Here is a 14,786-nt window from a genome sequence, read left to right on the forward strand (position 1 = left end):
CGTCCTCCCCACCGGACTCGCTCGTCGCTCGCGCGCTTCCGGCGCGGACGACCCGAGCCGAGGGTCTCGCGAGGTCACGCTCAGTTCGCTCGTGTGACCGGAGCCGTGCCGCCACGCGCCGATAGCCCGGCTGAGCGGTCGTTCCGTCTCCCACCGCGAGGGAGCGAAGCGACCGAGCGGGCCGACGACTGAACGGAACGAGCGGAGCGAGTGAAGTGAGTGACGAGCGCTTTTGATCGACCGTTTACCGAACGAGGCCGCTCCGCGGCCGAGCGCAGCGTAAAAGGTCGGGGTCCGGGCTGCGGCTCGTCTCCTTCGAACCCAGCCGGACACCTCGCGCCGCTCGCGGCGACGGCTCGCGCACGGGGCGCTCGCCATGGTGCTCGCGGCAGAAGTCGGTGGGGCTGGGATTCGAACCCAGGAGGCTTGCGCCACCTGCTTTCAAGGCAGGCGCAATGGGCCACTCTGCCACCCCACCCCGCTCGTGGGTTGCGATCCCGGTGACATAGGCCTGACGGTCCCCGAGTTCGGGCGTCCGAGCTAGCACTAACGTCAATTGTCGCCCGGAACCCGAGTCCGCCCGGTCAGACGTCGCCCGGTCCCGCGCCCGACCGGAGTATCAGCGCCGCCTCCTCGGACAGGATCCGGAGGAGTTCCACCGGCCGGAGGTCGTCGAGTGGTCCGGACATGTACGATATCGGGTTCGACGAGGGCGGCTGCGAGCATAACTCTTGTCGGCGCGTCGATCCGTCCGGTTCGGCGGGTCCGTCGGACGCGCCGTCACGACCGCATAGACCTGACGGTCACCGGAGTCGGGGTCGCCCGCACGAACACCTATCCGACCCGTCGCCCAACCCCGACCCGATGCGCGCAGCCGCCTTCTCCGAGTTGTCCGGTCCCGACGGCGTCGAACTCGTCGACCGACCCGACCCCGACCCCGGCCGCGGGGAGGCGGTCGTCGACGTCGAGGCGTGTTCGATCAACCGCCACGACCTGTGGATACTGGAGGGCGACTCCGCGATGGTCGACGCCGACGACCTCCCGTTCGTGAGCGGTCTCGACGTCGCGGGCGTCGTCCGCGACGTCGGCGAGGGGGTGACGGGCGTCGCCCCCGGCGACCGCGTCCTCCTGTGTCCCAACCGGACCTGCGGGACCTGCCGGTTCTGTCGGGAGGGCCCCGAGAACCTCTGTGAGAACTTCTCGCTGTACCACGGCGGTCTCGCGGAGGCGGCGACCGTGACCGCGGACCGACTGATCGCCCTGCCGGAGTCGGTCGACGCCGTCGCCGCCGCCGCCCTGCCGACCGCGTACCTGACCGCCCACCACATGCTCCGCCGCGCGGAGGTCGGACCCGGCGACCTGGTGTTCGTCCCCGGGGCGACCGGCGGCGTCGGCGTCGCCGCGGTCCAACTCGCCGAGGTGGTGGGCGCGCGGACCGTCGGCACCTCCTCGTCGGCGTCGAAACTCGACCGCCTCGCCGACCTGGGACTCGACCACGCTATCGAGGGCACCGACCCGGACGACCTCCGCGAGGCGGTCGCGGCCGTCGGCGCGCCCGACGCCGTGATCAACCACCTCGGCGGACCGTACACCGACCTCGGACTCGACGTGATGCGCCGCGGCGGCCGGATGGTCGTCTGCGGCCGCACCGCGGGCGGCCGCTCGGAGATAGATATCGCCGACCTCTTTCTCGGGCACAAGCGGGTCGTCGGGAGCACGATGGGCACCCAGCCCGAACTGGCGTCGCTGGTCGAGTTGGTCGCCGACGGCGACCTCTCGCCGGCGGTCGACGCGACCTACCCGCTCGCCGACACCGGCGACGCGTTCCGCGCGATGCGCGACCGCGAGAGCGTCGGCAAACTCGTCGTGACCGCCGCCGACTGACCGACCGCGACCACCGCGGCGCCCTGGCTTTCGGCGGCCGCTCCCGCGGCGGTATCGTTTCGGATACTCGGGGGCGGACCCTTATCGGCGTCCACGTCCGAGCGCCTGCCATGACAACGACAACGGCTTGCGAGCACTGTCACGCGGACATGCGGCCGGCGGACGTCGCGGAACCGACCGCGGGGACCATCCGGTGTAAGCGGTGCGGGGGTCGCGCGCTCCGCAACCGGTCGGCGGTCGAACGCCTGCTCGGCGGCGAGTGAACGGCGGCGAACCGAGCCGCTAGTCGTCGGTTTCGGGAGCGAAAGGGGAGCGTACGCCCGGCGGTCCGGCCGTGTGTACCGGCCGCCGGGCCGGGACAGACACCAACGTTCATTGGGGACCCGTCCCGCGGTGGGTCCGATGGCAACCTGCACCGGACCGGCGGCCGAGAGCGGGGTCGGAGTCGACTCGGAGCCGGCGAGCGCGACCTGCGAACACTGTCACGCCGAGTTGCGGCCCGCCGACGTCGCGCGGCGGGGGGACGACACCCATCGGTGTAAGCGGTGCGGCGGCCGGGCGCTCGACAACCGGGCGGCGGTCGCGCGCGTACACGACGCCGGGTGAGGTCGAGTCGCTCCGCCGTCGCGTCGACCCCCGGCGGAGCGCCGAGTCAGCCGTCGGCGACGAGTTCGCCGTCGCGGACGCGCAGGCCGCGGTCGTGGACGAACGACGTCGTGTGCTCGGGGACGACTCGTTCGGCGGCGACGCGCGCCCACAGCACCGGCAGGAGGTCGCGCAGGTCGGCCGTCGTCTCGACGGCGACCTGGAGGGGGAGGAACTCCACGTCGTGGTCGGCGTCCGCCGCGCGGCGGGTCAGCGTCTCCACCTCGTCGTCGCCGAACGCGTCCTCGTAGTCGACGGGCGCGGTGTAGCCCGCGAAGTACGTCCGCCCGCGGGTGCTCGGCCCGAGCACCGTCGCGTTCGACCGCAGTTTCATCGCCGCCGAGTCGATGGCCGACCGGGTCAACAGCGGCGCGGTCCCCCGCACCACCGCGACCGAGTGTGCCCCCTCCTCGCGCAGGAGGTGGGTCGCGGTGTTGCCCGCGCGCGCGGAGACGGTCGACCCCACCTGTTGCTCGAAGCGCGCGTCGGGCACGTCCGCGAGCGCGTCGCCCGCGAGCGTCCGGAGTTCGACCTCGCTGGCCGTCTCCGTGACGTGTTCGTCGGGCAGTAGGTCGTCCGGGCGGTAGTTCACCAGCAGGTCGGCGCCCGACCGTTCGACCGCGCGGAACGTGTCCTTCAGCAGCGCGGCGTACAGGTCGGCCGCGTCCGCCTCCGAGAGCGGCGACTCCTCGGCGAGTTCGGGCAGCGCCAGTCCGGGCCGCGGCGGGTCCGCGAGGACGGCGACGACTGTCATGGGCGTACTCGGAGGGGACCGTCCTTACCCTTTATCAAATCGCGCGCCCCACTCCGGACGTGAACGTCACCGGCGCGCTCGTCCGTCTGGGGTCGCTCGGCTGCGCGCTCGCGTTCGTCGGCGCGCTCGCGGCGCTGCTGTCGTCCGTCGCCGCGGGCGCCGCGGGCGTCCCCGCGGTCGGTCTCCTCCTCACGCTCGGCCTCCTCGTCGTCGGCGTCGCCGCCGCCGTCGCGTGGGGCCGCCGGACCGCGCGCGCCCGGTGGGAGACGCCGTACTGGTGAGCGCCGGCGCGAGGCGTCCGGTATGGTGAGTCGAGCGCGGCCGCCTACCGCCCCTGCCGGCCCTTGGTCTGCCGGTAGTCGCGCGAGAAGACGTTCTCGGTCACGTGCTCGACGAACTCGTCGGCGCGCGACTCCGTCAGGTCGGCCAGGTCGACCATCGGGAGGAGTTCGAACCCGCGGCCGCGGACCGTGGTGGCGTGCTCCGCCTCGGCGTCGAAGCTGTCGGGCGCGCGGGTGGTGTACTCGATGGCGAGCGCTTCGAGCGCCCGCTGGCCCACGGGGACGATGAGTTCGGGGTTGATCATCCGCGTCTCCCCGTTCAAGAAGGGTTCGCAGTTCGCGACTTCGTCGTCCGTCGGCGGCCGCTCGGGGTGGCGACACCGCGTCAGGTAGGTGAGGTAGACGTTCTGGAGCTCCGGCTCGGGGTCGTCGGGGGCGGAGCGCGACAGCCCCAGGTCGCCGAGCACCCGCTGGAGTCGCCGTCCCGCCTCGTCGCCCGTGAAGGGGACGCCGTTCGCCTCCGCGCCCGCCGACGGCATCTCCCCGATGACGAGCACCTCCCCGCCCGCGTCGCCGTAGCCGTGGACGACCCGCTCGCGGCACGCCGCGAGCGCGGGACAGTTCCGGCAGTCCTCGTCCATCCCGAACGGGTTGTACAGGTCGTCCTGCGTGAACACGGCGGGAGTGGGGGCCTCGGAGGAATAACGGTGGGGGTTCCGCGGCGCGTCGGCCGGGTCGCCGGACCGGCCGGGCCGCCGGGTCGGTCGAGTCGTCGGGCCGGTCGGGTCACCGGATCGACGGGGTGGCGGTGTCAGACCTCGTCGTCCGGGTCGTGGTCACTCCTGACGCGCGCCACCTCGTCCGCGTAGCGGTCGCGCGTCTCGGGGTCGTCGACCGCTTCGAGGTTGTGGGGTTCGACGTCCTCGGCGGCGGTGACCGTCTTCGACTCGATGGCGCCCGCCGCGAGCTCCTGTCTGAACACCCGGTCGCCCTCCGGCGTCGCGTACGCGAGCGTGACGAGGTCGCGATTGTCGTAGCCGCGCTCGACGAACCAACAGCGTACGGTATCGGTCACACCGACCGTTTGGTGGCGAGCGCCTTCGGTGTGGCGTCCGCGGTCGACGGCCGGCTCCGGGCTCACGACCGCTCGCCGATCTCCTCGCGGAGCGCGTCGCTCACGACTTCGCCGTCGGCCTTCCCGCGGAGCGCGTCCATCGCCTCGCCCATCAGCGCGGAGAACGCGCCCATCCCCTGCTGTTCGACCTGGTCGGCGTTCCGCTCGACCACCTCGGCGACCGCCTCGCGGACCGCCTCGTCGTCGACGCCCGCGAGACCGGCCTCCTCGACCGCCTCCTCGGGGCTCAGCTCCGGCTCCTCCGCGAGCACGGTCAACACCTCGTTGACGCCCTCCTTCGCGAGGTCGCCCGACGCCACCAGCGCGAACACGCCGCGGAACTGGTCGTCGGTCAGGCGCTCGACGGCCACGCCGTCACGGCGGAGTTCCGTCACCGTCGATTCGAGCGTCGTCGCCGCGAACGTCGGGTCGGTCCCGTCGGCGACGACCGCCTCGAACAGCGGCATCCGTCGGCCGTACGCCACCTGCTCGGCCAGCCCCGCGTCCAGGCCGTACTCGTCGGCGTACCGCTCTGCCTTCTCGGTCAGCAGTTCGGGCGTCTCCACCGCCGAGGGGTCCGGCTCCACGGGCGGCACGTCCGTCTCGGGGTACAGCCGGGCCGCGCCGGGGAGCGGCCGGAGGTAGCGGGTGGTGCCGTCGTCGTTCGCGCCGCGCGTCTCCTCGGGGACGCCCTCGACGGCGGTCGCCGCTCGCTCGGCGACCGCCTCGATGGCGGCCTCGGCCACCTCGGTCGAGTCGGCGACCAGCGCCACCGCGTCGTCGTCGCCGGCGCCGACCGCCTCGCGTAGCTCCGCGACCTCCGCGTCGGTCACGCCGTACGCCGGGAGTTCGTCCGTGTGGAACACGCCGCCCGCGCCGTGCCGCTTGGCGTGATCCGAGAGCTCGGTGCCCAGCCGGCGGTCGGGCGCTATCTCGCGGCCGACCAGCCCGTCGAACCCCTCCAGTCCAACCGCCATCACGCACCCGCCATCGTCGAGCGCGCCTGCGATCACGCCCGAGTCGGTTCCTTCGAACACCTCGCTCGCGTCCACGGGGTCGTCCACCGCGGCGTCGCGCTCCCGGAGTTCGTCGGCGACCTCGACGAGTTCGGCCTGCCGGCCCACCTCGGTCGCGACGATGTCGTCGATGTCGTCGAGCGCCTGCACGCCCTTGATCTCGACGCGCGCGCCCTCGGCGATCGAGACGTTGACGTCCTGACGGATCGTCCCGAGACCCCGCTTGACCTTCCCCGTAGAGCGGAGGAGCATCCCGATCCGCTCTGCGGCCTCCCGCGCCTGCTCGGGCGAGCGGACGTCCGGGCTGGTCCCGATCTCGACCAGCGGGATCCCCAGCCTGTCGAGCGAGTAGCGCACCCCCTCGTCGGTCTCTTCGACCCGCTTTGCGCTCTCCTCTTCGAGCATCATGTCCTCGATGCCCACGCTCCCGTCGTCGGTCTCGATCGACCCCTCCTGTCCCAGGAGGACCGACCGCTGGAACCCCGAGGTGTTCGACCCGTCGATCACGATCTTGCGCATCACCTGCGCCTCGTCGACGACCGTGAGGTCGAGCAGGTCGGCGATCTGCATCGCCACGTCGAGCGCCTCGGCGTCGAGTTCCGCCGGCGGTTCGTCGTCCTCCTCGACGAGACAGGTGGTGTCGTACGCGAGGTACTCGAACTCGCGTTCGACCTGCGACTCCTCCAGCGCCGCCTCGTCCACCTCGCCGAGTTCGGACTTGGTCGGGTGGAGATAGCGGGTGATCGTCCGCTCGGCCTCCTCCGGTTCCCGCAGCGTCGTCGGCGACCCGCAGAACAGCTTCGTCGCGGTGTCGAGTTGCTGGTGGATCTCCAGCCCCGCGACGAGGCCGAGCTCCTCGTAGTCGTACTCGCGGTCGGTCATGGTCGGCCCTCGGTCGGGAGGGGGCAAAAGTGGGGCGACTCCCGCCGCCCGCGGCGGCTCACGACGCCGCGTTCACGACAGCTCGAACCGGTCGAACCGCCGGGCGGCGTACGCCGACGACAGCAGGCCCGCGGCGGCGACGAGCACTACCGTGACGCCGAGTCCGACCGCCGACAGCACCGCGGGCGCGAGACCGAGCAGGTCGCCGACCCCGTCCGCGAACAGCGGCAGTTGCGTGACGACCCCCGGAACCGACAGCCCCAAGAGCGCGAGCGAGTAGGCCGCGAAGGCGAACAGGCTGGGGACGACAGCCGACCGGCTCCGGGTGATCCGCGACGCCTCGAACTTCGGGAGCGCGGCGCCGACGCCGGTCGCGAGCGCCGGCGCGCCCACTCCGAGCGCGACGGCGGTGCCGGCGAGGGTGGCGAGCCTGACGGGCGGGAGTCCGCTCACGACCCCCAGCCCGACCGACAGCGCGAGCGCGCACGCCCCGCCGAGCGCCGCCCCCGGGAGCGCGACGCCGGCGACGAACGTCCACCCGCCGACGCCGGAGGTGACCGTCACGGGGAGCGCCGCTCCCTCGTCGCCGAGCGGGTTGAGCGCGAACGCCGCGCCGCCCGCCCACGTCGCGTACAGCGCGCACAGCACCGGCAGCGTCCGCGACACCTCGCCCGTCTGGAACGCGACCGACAGCGGGCCGAGCAGCCCGAACGCGGGGTAGGCGACGTAGACGAGTTTCATCGGCGCCCGGCGCGCGCGGAGCCACGACTTGCGGGCGACCCACGCGGTCCGTCGGCCCACCAGGCGGCCGAGCGGTCCCGCGTCGAGCGAGGTGGCGTCGGTCCCCGTCGTCTCCGCGGCGTGCGCGCGGTCGGCGTACCAGAGCGCGCCGGCGAGGCGCGCGCCCGCGACGAACGCCGCGGCCGCTCCGACGGCGGTCACCGCGACGGCGGCGGCGGCCCGGAGCGCCGACGCCGCCGGGTGGACGGGCAACAGCGCGAGGTCGGCGAAGTAGGTCAGCGGCGGCCGCGCGAACGCGCCGACGACGGGCGCGAACACCGCACCCTGCGAGCCGGTGGCGAACACGCCGAAGTAGGCGACGAACACGACCACCCACAGCAGGACCCGGAAGCGCGCGACCAACTCCGACCGGACGGCGACGTTCTTCACCGCGAACCCGAGCGCCATCCCGGTCAGGACGCCGAACGCGACGAGCAGGCCGGCCGCGAGCGCGACCGTCACCCCGACGGCGAGCGAGCCGCTGCCCGCCGCGAGCGCGCCCGCCGCAACCAGCACTGGAAGCAGCCCGTACACCGTCACCCCGACGAGTTCGACGCCGAGCAGGCCGGCGAACACCTCGCCGTAGGGGACGGTCGTCAACATCCCGTCGAGGTTGTCGGGTTCGCTGTTCTCGGAGACGGTGCGGAACGCAACGAGCGCCGCGACCAGGGCGAACAGCCCCCCGGCGGCCTGCCCCGCGTAGCCGAGGACCGCCGGGTCGCCCAGTCGGCCGCCGCCGGCGTACGCGAAGAAGCCGACGGCGGCGACCACACCGAACAGGAACAGCCCGGCGACCGCGAGCGCGACCAACTGGAGCGGCCGGTCGAGCAGGTTCCTGACCCGCCGTCTGAGTTCGACGACGACGATCCGCCGGACGTGGCCGAAGTCGACGGCGGGGACGCGACTCGAACTCATTCGGCCGGGCGCCCGTCGGTTGGGTCGGTGGACTCGGCGTCGTCGGTCGTCGCGCCCGCGGCCCGGTCGGTGCCGACGCCGTCGGTCACGTCGAGGAACACGTCCTCCAGCGTGCGCTCCTCGCCCGACTCGGCGCGGCGCTTGAGCGCTTCGGGTGCCCCCTCGGTGACGAGTCGCCCCTCGGAGAGGACGCCCACCGTGTCGGCGAGTTCGTCGACGACGGGGAGGATGTGCGTCGAGAGGAACACCGTCGTCTCGCCCGCCGCGAGGTCGGCGACGGTGTCGCGGACGGTGCGGGCGGCACGGGGGTCGAGCCCGCTGGTCGGCTCGTCGAGAAAGAGGACGGCGGGGTCGTGGAGGATGGCCTGGACGATGCCCACCTTCTGTTTCATCCCCTTCGAGTAGCCGTCGATCCGCCGGTCGGCGTCGTCCGCGAGGCCGAACCGGCCGAGGAGGGCGTCGATCCGCTCGACGGCCGCCGGTTCGGGCAGGTCGCGGAGCGCGGCGACGTACTCCAACTGCTCGCGGCCGGTGAGTTCGTCGAACAGCGGGGGTTCGTCGGGGAGGTAGCCGATGTCGTCGACGACCGCCGACCGGTCGCTCACGGGCGCGCCCGCGACCCGGGCGGTGCCGTCGGTGGGGGTGGTGAGCGTGGTCAGCATCCGCATCGTGGTGGTCTTGCCGGCGCCGTTCGGCCCGAGGAAGCCGTAGACGCTGCCGGCCTCGACCGCCAGGTCGACCGAGTCGACCGCGACGGTGTCGCCGTACCGCTTGGAGAGCCCGTCTGCGTCGATGGCGAGCGGGGGAGTCACGGGTCGACGCGACGGGAGTGGCGGGCAAAAAGGTGCGGACTCCCCCCTACGGCCGCCCGCCGGGAGGGTGGAGCGCGGCCGACGGGGGTCCGGGCGTGCCGGTCGGCGGGTGGCTCAGTCGTCGAGGCGACAGAGACCTTCGCCGATGCCGGTCGCGTCGCAGTCGTCCTCGGGACAGGCGAAGTGCCAGCCGTCCCGCGTCGCTCTCCCCTCCGGGAACTCGGCACCGCACTTCCGGCACCGGAGCAGGTCTCGGCCGGTTCCTCGGACTGCGAGTTGCTGCATACGCCTCCCTTCGCGGGAGAAGTGTTGAACGTACCGATTCTCCCGGCGCTCTGGCACGTGGTCCCACCGCACGCCCGACCTCGGTCGCGGACTCGCCCCCGCCGCGCGGTCGCCACCGTTGGGGAGAGTATTTCACCCCGGCGCGTCGTCGGGGTGGTATGCACGACCTCGACGGGACCGACATGCGGATCCTCCGACTGCTCGCCGAGGACGGCCGCCGCCCGTACAGCGAGATCGGCGACGCGGTCGACCTGACGCCGCCCGCCGTCTCCGACCGCGTCTCGCGGCTCCGCGAGGCGGGGGTCATCCGCGGGTTCACCATCGACGTCGACCGGTCACAGCTCCGGTCGGGCGTGCCGGTGCTCGTCCGGGTCGAGCCGAACCCCGACGAGCGCGCCGCGGTCAACGAGCGGCTCCGCGACTCGGAGGCGGTCGAACACGTGTTCACGACCGCCGAGGGGGACATCACGGCGTACGGCCGCCTCCCCTCGGAGTCGGCGTACGAGTGGGTCGAGGAGACCGTCGGCGTCGACCGACTCGACGGCTACGAGGTCGACCTGGTCGCGGACGTCGACTGGACGCCGAGCGTGCGCGGGACGGAGTTCGCGCTCGACTGCGTGCAGTGTGGCAACACCGTCACCAGCGAGGGCACGTCCGCGCGCGTCGGCGGCGAGCTCCGCCACTTCTGTTGTCCGACCTGCGAGACGCGGTTCGAGGAGCGGTACGAACAGCTCGAAGAGGGGGTCTGATCCCCCCGAACGCCCGCGCCGGGCGAGTTCGGTCCCGCCTCCCGCGCCCGTCCCTCGTGGGGTCGCTACTCCTCGTCGCCGAGGATACCCCGGTGGGTCATCGCCTCGGGGTCGAGCACCTCGTCGGCCTCCTCCTCGGTGAGGTAGCCCTTCTCGACGACGACTTCCTTCACGGTCTTCCCCTCCTTGAGTGCGGCCTTGGCGGCCTCGCTCGCGCGGTCGTAGCCGATGGCGGGGTTGAGCGCGGTCGCGAGCGCCATCGACTGCTCGACGCGCTCCTCGCAGTGCTCCTCGTTGGCTTCGAGTTTGGCGACGAACTTGTCGGCGAACGCCTCCGAGACGTTCGCGAGCACGTCCGCCGACTGGAGGAAGTTGTACGCGACCACCGGCTTGTACAGGTTCAAGTCGATCTGCCCTTCGGCGGCGCCCGCCGACACCGCGGCGTCGTTGCCGACGACCTGCTTGTGAACCTGGTTCACGGACTCCGCGACCACCGGGTTGATCTTGCCGGGCATGATCGAACTGCCGGGCTGGTTCTCGGGCTGTTCGATCTCGCCGAGGCCGTTCCGCGGCCCCGAGGCCAGCAGTCGGAGGTCGTTCGCGATCTTGTTGAGGCTCCCGGCGACGGTGCGGAGCGCGCCGTGCGCCTCCGACATCGCGTCGTGGGCCGCCTGCGCCTCGAAGTGGTTGTCCGCCTCGCGGAACTGGGTGTTCGTCTCCTCGGAGATGTACTCCGCGGCGAGTTCGGGGAACTCGGGGTCGGTGTTGAGACCGGTGCCGACCGCGGTGCCGCCGAGCGCCAACTCCCGCAGGTGGTAGCGCGCGTCGCCGACGCGCTTGATCCCCTTCTGGACCTGCGCGCGGTAGCCGCCGAACTCCTGACCCAGACGGACGGGCGTGGCGTCCTGGAGGTGGGTGCGGCCGGTCTTGACCACGCCGTCGAACTCCGCCTCCTTCGCCTCCAGTTCGGCGCTGAGCGCTTCGAGCGCGGGCATGAGGTCCTTCTCGACGGCTTCGAGGCTGGCGACGTGCATCGCCGTCGGGATCACGTCGTTGCTCGACTGGCCGAAGTTGACGTGGTCGTTCGGGTGAACCACCCGGTCGCCAACCTCCTCGCCCATGAGTTCGGCCGCGCGGTTGGCGATCACCTCGTTGGCGTTCATGTTCGAGGAGGTTCCCGACCCGGTCTGGAAGATGTCGACCGGGAACTGGTCGTCGTGGTCGCCCGCGATCACCTCGTCGGCGGCGTCCGCGATGGCGTCGGCCACGTCCGAATCGAGGTGGCCGAGGTCCTCGTTGGCGCGCGCGGCCGCCTTCTTGACCACGCCGAGCGCGCGGACGAACCGCCGCGAGAACGTCAGCCCCGAGACGGGGAAGTTCTCGACCGCGCGCTGGGTCTGTGCGCCCCAGTAGGCGTCCGCCGGAACCTCCATCTCCCCGAGGCTGTCCTCCTCGATCCGAACCTCGCCGCTGTCGTCGTCTCGGCTCATGTGCGGTGGCTCGCCCGGGACCGTCGTAAAAGGGTGTGGTCCGCGCCCGCGCGCCGCCCGCGGGCGACCGGACGACCGACCGCCCGGCCGCGGCGCCGACACCGCGGTACCGGCTGTCACATCCCACACAGGTTCAAGTGGGCGGGGCGTCTCGTCGTGAACGAGGTGACACCGACGTGCGCACCCCACCCATCGACGCTCTCCTCGGCGCGAGCGTCGGCGCTCTCGGGTTCGACCTCGGGTTCGCGTCCACGCGCGAACCCGGGGCCGGTCCCGGGTCGCCGACCCGCCGCCGGCGTGCGCGTGTCGTCCCTCCCCGCCGCTGAGTGACGGCCCGCCCCGCCCCGTGTATCGCCGTCCGACTGCCCTACCCACCAGAGACGACCAGACAGATGTTCGGTTACGAGTACGCAGCGAGTCGAGTCGACTCCGATCACCGCCGGGCCGACCCCAGCCTGACGGTCGCGTTCGCCGTCGCCGCGGCGTTCCCCGTCGCGCTGGCGCTCGCCACCCACCCCGCGTTCGCCGTCGGCGCGCTCGCCGGCCTGGTCGCCGGCGTCGCCGTCCGTCGGTGACGCACAGCGGTCCCCGCCGACGCCATCGGCCCTCCGTCGTTCGCCGGCCGACCCTCCCGCCGTTCGCCGACCCTCCGCCGACGCCCGCCGGTCCCCGCCGACGCCGCCGGCCCCCCGTTCCCGTTCTTTCACTGCCGCTGGTCCAGTCACGCCGGTCGACTCTCGCCGTCCGCCGGTGAGTGTTTCACTCCGCCGCCCCTCACACCACTCATGGGCACGTACCGCCGACGGACGCGCGTCGCCGCGCCGCTGGACGAAGTTTGGTCGTTCCACTCGCGTGTGAGCGGGCTGGAGGAACTCACGCCGGGGTTCATGGACCTCCGGGTCGAGGCGGTGGTCGGTCCCGACGGGGAGCCCGACCCGGAGATACTCGAACGGGGGGCGACCATCCGGATGAGCATCCGACCGTTCGGGATCGGCCCGCGGCAGTCGTGGACCTCCCGCATCGTCGAACGCGAGGAGCGCGACGGCTCCGCCTACTTCCGCGACGAGATGGAGGACGGCCCGTTCCCCGAGTGGGAGCACACCCACCGGTTCTACGGCGACGGCGCCGGGACGGTGATCGTCGACGAGGTGCGCTATCGCCTCCCCGGCGGCCCGCTTGGCGGGCTGGCGGAACCGTTCGGCGACGTCGGGTTCGAACCCATGTTCCGCGGTCGCCACCGGAAGACGAAGGAACTCCTCGGGCGGCCGTAGCGCGCGGTCGGGCGACTGCGACGCCGTCGGGCAGTCGCCCCCCTCCAGCCCTCGGCCCCTCGACCCCTCGACCCCTCGACCCCTCGACCGACTGTCGTATCGGCCGGCTACGTGGGTCCCGCTCCCGCGCGGCGCGCGGCCGCGGTGGCGTACACGCCCGCGAGCACGACCGCACCGCCGACGAGCGTGACCGGCGTCGGGTACTCCGCGAGCAACAGCGCCGCCAGCAGCGTGCTCCCGACGGGTTCGCCCAACAGCGACACCGAGACGACGCTCGACTCGACGTGCGCGAGCGCCCAGTTGAGTACCGTGTGGCCGGCCAGCCCCGGTCCCGCCGCCATCGCCGCGAACAGCAGCCACTCGCGGGGCGGGTAGCCGACGAGCGGCGCCGCGCGCGCGCGCGCCGCCGCGAGGAGGGCGCCCGCACAGACCGCGTACACGACGACGACGTACGGCAACAGCGGAAGCCGCTGGCGGAGCGAGCGCCCGACGAGGAGGTACGCCGCCATCGCCACCGCGCCGAGCAGGGCGAGCGCGTTGCCGTACAGCGGCCGCGCGCCGCCGGCGCCGCCGACGAGCACCCCGCCGCCGCTCATCACCGTCGCGCCCGCCAGCGCGACGCCGATGCCCGCGAGCATCCGCCCCGTGAGCCGCTCGTCGAGGAGCGCCCACGCGCCCGCGGCGACGAACAGCGGCTGCGCCTGCACGAGCGTCACGCTCGCGGCGACGGTCGTCCAGCGCAGGCTCTCGAACCACGCGCCGAAGTGGACCGCGAGCGCGACGCCCGAGGCGGCCGCCACGGCCACGTCACGCGGGCGGAGGCGGCGGAACGCCGCCCGGTCGGCCGGCCGGGCCAGCGCCGCCGGCAGGAGGAGCAGAACGGTGAACAGCACCCGGTAGAACGCCTTCACGAGGCTCGGCGCCCGGCTCCACTCGACCAGTATCGCGCTGGTCGACACCGCGAGCACCGCGACCACGAGGGCCGCGAGCGGCGGGACGCGCCGTTCGACGGCGGCGAGGTGCGACACACGCGCGACTCTCGGGGTGCGGCGTTAGTGGTTGCGGTACCGCGAAAGAACGAGGGCGTCGAGTCGGTTCGGCCGCGCCGGGTCGCGGCTCGCGGGCGAGTCGTCGGGTCGGCGGGTCCGGTTCCGCCGTTACGCCTCGTCGACGAGGCTGCCCATCACGCGGTCGGCGTCGCCGGGCACGTCGAAGTCGTGGTAGTGATCGCCCTTCTCCTTCGAGAGGATGTTGAGCGCGGCCGCCGCGCCGTCGCCCGCGGAGATGACCGCCTGCCACTCCTCGGCGCGGACCATCGCGCCCGTGGCGTACACGTCCTCGACGCTGGTCTGCATCGACACCTCGGCGTCGACGACGTCGTCGTCGGTGAACTCACAGCCGAGTTCCTCCGCGAGGTCGCGGTTCGCACCGGTCGCGAGTACGACGTAGTCGGCCTCGTACTCGTCGTCGGCCGTCGAGACGGTGAACCCGTCGCCGCTCTCCTCGACGGCGGTTACTTCGGTGTCGGGGTGACGCTCCGCGTCGAACGTCTCGACCTGTCGGCGCGCGGTCTCGAGGAAGTTGGTACCGTCGGTCGAGCCGACCCCGAGGTAGTTGAACAGGTGCGCCTTGTGCATCCACGTCTCGTCGGTGTCGAACACGTGGGTGTCGAGTCCGTTCTTCGCGGTGAACAGTGCCGCCGAGAGGCCGGCCGGACCGCCACCGACCACGATCACGTTTGCCATGTTTGACCATTTGGTCGACAGACGCATAAAACGGACGCCGGCGGCGACCGGTGCCGCTTACCGGGACGGTCGCCGCCCGGCCGGCCGGCGACGACGCGGGTCGGACCGGCGCGCGCGCGCCTCCGCTCTCTCTTCTTCGGGGTTAACTTAACTATGTGTGGAA

The 14,786-nt window shown here is 72.7% G+C and carries 17 protein-coding genes and 1 tRNA gene; 7 read left to right on the top strand and 11 right to left on the bottom strand.

Going from position 1 to position 14,786, the window contains the following annotated elements:
* Positions 1-396: 396 nt before the first annotated feature.
* A tRNA-Ser gene (locus K933_RS15095) sits at positions 397-478 on the bottom strand.
* A gap of 386 nt (positions 479-864) precedes the next feature.
* Here K933_RS15095 and K933_RS15100 point away from each other — a divergent pair.
* The 3 genes from K933_RS15100 to K933_RS15105 all read left to right on the top strand — a co-directional run bounded on the left by K933_RS15100 (position 865) and on the right by K933_RS15105 (position 2,490).
* Positions 865-1,884 (top strand): alcohol dehydrogenase catalytic domain-containing protein, encoded by a 1,020-nt coding sequence (locus tag K933_RS15100; protein ID WP_023395616.1) that lies wholly within the window; start codon positions 865-867, stop codon positions 1,882-1,884.
* Between the two features lie 110 nt (positions 1,885-1,994).
* On the top strand, positions 1,995-2,147 hold the full coding sequence (locus tag K933_RS18470; RefSeq protein WP_161631429.1) for a hypothetical protein: 153 nt from the start codon (positions 1,995-1,997) through the stop codon (positions 2,145-2,147).
* A gap of 139 nt (positions 2,148-2,286) precedes the next feature.
* Complete coding sequence (locus K933_RS15105) at positions 2,287-2,490, top strand: hypothetical protein (protein WP_023395617.1); 204 nt, start codon at positions 2,287-2,289, stop codon at positions 2,488-2,490.
* Between the two features lie 46 nt (positions 2,491-2,536).
* Here the strand turns inward: K933_RS15105 and K933_RS15110 are convergent, their stop codons facing one another.
* Positions 2,537-3,283, bottom strand: coding sequence for a hypothetical protein (locus K933_RS15110; protein WP_023395618.1), 747 nt, complete (start codon positions 3,281-3,283; stop codon positions 2,537-2,539).
* A gap of 59 nt (positions 3,284-3,342) precedes the next feature.
* On the opposite strand from K933_RS15110, the gene K933_RS15115 reads away from it, so the two are divergent.
* Positions 3,343-3,564, top strand: coding sequence for a hypothetical protein (locus K933_RS15115; protein ID WP_023395619.1), 222 nt, complete (start codon positions 3,343-3,345; stop codon positions 3,562-3,564).
* A 44-nt stretch (positions 3,565-3,608) separates the two neighbouring features.
* Here the strand turns inward: K933_RS15115 and K933_RS15120 are convergent, their stop codons facing one another.
* The 6 genes from K933_RS15120 to K933_RS18825 form a co-directional block, all read right to left on the bottom strand.
* Positions 3,609-4,205 carry a uracil-DNA glycosylase gene (locus K933_RS15120; protein WP_049947930.1) on the bottom strand — a complete coding sequence of 199 codons (597 nt, stop codon included), beginning with the start codon at positions 4,203-4,205 and terminating at the stop codon, positions 3,609-3,611.
* 170 nt (positions 4,206-4,375) lie between these two features.
* Positions 4,376-4,639, bottom strand: a complete 264-nt coding sequence (locus K933_RS15125; protein WP_023395621.1) for a hypothetical protein — start codon at positions 4,637-4,639, stop codon at positions 4,376-4,378.
* A gap of 62 nt (positions 4,640-4,701) precedes the next feature.
* On the bottom strand, positions 4,702-6,576 hold the full coding sequence (gene gatE / locus K933_RS15130) for a Glu-tRNA(Gln) amidotransferase subunit GatE (protein ID WP_023395622.1): 1,875 nt from the start codon (positions 6,574-6,576) through the stop codon (positions 4,702-4,704).
* 72 nt (positions 6,577-6,648) lie between these two features.
* Positions 6,649-8,271 (bottom strand): hypothetical protein, encoded by a 1,623-nt coding sequence (locus tag K933_RS15135; RefSeq protein WP_023395623.1) that lies wholly within the window; start codon positions 8,269-8,271, stop codon positions 6,649-6,651.
* A complete protein-coding gene (locus tag K933_RS15140; RefSeq protein ID WP_023395624.1) occupies positions 8,268-9,083 on the bottom strand; it encodes an ABC transporter ATP-binding protein in 816 nt (271 codons plus the stop codon). The genes K933_RS15135 and K933_RS15140 overlap by 4 nt, the downstream gene beginning before the upstream one ends.
* Positions 9,084-9,197: 114 nt before the next feature.
* Positions 9,198-9,368, bottom strand: coding sequence for an HVO_2901 family zinc finger protein (locus tag K933_RS18825; RefSeq protein ID WP_023395625.1), 171 nt, complete (start codon positions 9,366-9,368; stop codon positions 9,198-9,200).
* Positions 9,369-9,526: 158 nt separating this feature from the next.
* Here K933_RS18825 and K933_RS15145 point away from each other — a divergent pair, with 158 nt between their 5' ends.
* Positions 9,527-10,117 carry an AsnC family transcriptional regulator gene (locus tag K933_RS15145; protein WP_023395626.1) on the top strand — a complete coding sequence of 197 codons (591 nt, stop codon included), beginning with the start codon at positions 9,527-9,529 and terminating at the stop codon, positions 10,115-10,117.
* Positions 10,118-10,182: 65 nt separating this feature from the next.
* On the opposite strand, the gene K933_RS15150 is transcribed toward K933_RS15145, so the two are convergent.
* Positions 10,183-11,607: a class II fumarate hydratase gene (locus K933_RS15150; protein ID WP_023395627.1), complete on the bottom strand. Its 1,425-nt coding sequence runs from the start codon at positions 11,605-11,607 to the stop codon at positions 10,183-10,185.
* 392 nt (positions 11,608-11,999) lie between these two features.
* Between K933_RS15150 and K933_RS15155 the strand changes: the two genes are divergently transcribed.
* Both K933_RS15155 and K933_RS15160 read left to right on the top strand, forming a co-directional pair.
* The gene (locus K933_RS15155; RefSeq protein ID WP_023395628.1) at positions 12,000-12,182 is read left to right on the top strand and encodes a hypothetical protein; all 183 of its coding nucleotides are present in this window, start codon (positions 12,000-12,002) and stop codon (positions 12,180-12,182) included.
* Between the two features lie 210 nt (positions 12,183-12,392).
* Positions 12,393-12,878, top strand: coding sequence for an SRPBCC family protein (locus tag K933_RS15160; protein WP_023395629.1), 486 nt, complete (start codon positions 12,393-12,395; stop codon positions 12,876-12,878).
* Positions 12,879-12,985: 107 nt separating this feature from the next.
* On the opposite strand, the gene K933_RS15165 is transcribed toward K933_RS15160, so the two are convergent.
* Positions 12,986-13,906 carry a DMT family transporter gene (locus tag K933_RS15165; protein WP_023395630.1) on the bottom strand — a complete coding sequence of 307 codons (921 nt, stop codon included), beginning with the start codon at positions 13,904-13,906 and terminating at the stop codon, positions 12,986-12,988.
* Positions 13,907-14,035: 129 nt separating this feature from the next.
* A complete protein-coding gene (locus K933_RS15170; RefSeq protein WP_023395631.1) occupies positions 14,036-14,623 on the bottom strand; it encodes an NAD(P)/FAD-dependent oxidoreductase in 588 nt (195 codons plus the stop codon).
* Between the last annotated feature and the right edge of the window lie 163 nt (positions 14,624-14,786).

The organism is Candidatus Halobonum tyrrellensis G22, assembly GCF_000495475.1.
Lineage (GTDB): Archaea > Halobacteriota > Halobacteria > Halobacteriales > Haloferacaceae > Halobonum > Halobonum tyrrellense.

What these genes read in the sequence shown, in the direction of transcription:
- K933_RS15100 (WP_023395616.1), top strand. Translation starts at nt 865, where the DNA reads ATGCGCGCAGCCGCCTTCTCCGAGTTGTCCGGTCCCGACGGCGTCGAA.
- K933_RS18470 (WP_161631429.1), top strand. Translation starts at nt 1,995, where the DNA reads ATGACAACGACAACGGCTTGCGAGCACTGTCACGCGGACATGCGGCCG.
- K933_RS15105 (WP_023395617.1), top strand. Translation starts at nt 2,287, where the DNA reads ATGGCAACCTGCACCGGACCGGCGGCCGAGAGCGGGGTCGGAGTCGAC.
- K933_RS15110 (WP_023395618.1), bottom strand. Translation starts at nt 3,283, where the DNA reads ATGACAGTCGTCGCCGTCCTCGCGGACCCGCCGCGGCCCGGACTGGCG.
- K933_RS15120 (WP_049947930.1), bottom strand. Translation starts at nt 4,205, where the DNA reads ATGGACGAGGACTGCCGGAACTGTCCCGCGCTCGCGGCGTGCCGCGAG.
- gatE (WP_023395622.1), bottom strand. Translation starts at nt 6,576, where the DNA reads ATGACCGACCGCGAGTACGACTACGAGGAGCTCGGCCTCGTCGCGGGG.
- K933_RS15135 (WP_023395623.1), bottom strand. Translation starts at nt 8,271, where the DNA reads ATGAGTTCGAGTCGCGTCCCCGCCGTCGACTTCGGCCACGTCCGGCGG.
- K933_RS18825 (WP_023395625.1), bottom strand. Translation starts at nt 9,368, where the DNA reads ATGCAGCAACTCGCAGTCCGAGGAACCGGCCGAGACCTGCTCCGGTGC.
- K933_RS15145 (WP_023395626.1), top strand. Translation starts at nt 9,527, where the DNA reads ATGCACGACCTCGACGGGACCGACATGCGGATCCTCCGACTGCTCGCC.
- K933_RS15150 (WP_023395627.1), bottom strand. Translation starts at nt 11,607, where the DNA reads ATGAGCCGAGACGACGACAGCGGCGAGGTTCGGATCGAGGAGGACAGC.
- K933_RS15155 (WP_023395628.1), top strand. Translation starts at nt 12,000, where the DNA reads ATGTTCGGTTACGAGTACGCAGCGAGTCGAGTCGACTCCGATCACCGC.
- K933_RS15160 (WP_023395629.1), top strand. Translation starts at nt 12,393, where the DNA reads ATGGGCACGTACCGCCGACGGACGCGCGTCGCCGCGCCGCTGGACGAA.
- K933_RS15170 (WP_023395631.1), bottom strand. Translation starts at nt 14,623, where the DNA reads ATGGCAAACGTGATCGTGGTCGGTGGCGGTCCGGCCGGCCTCTCGGCG.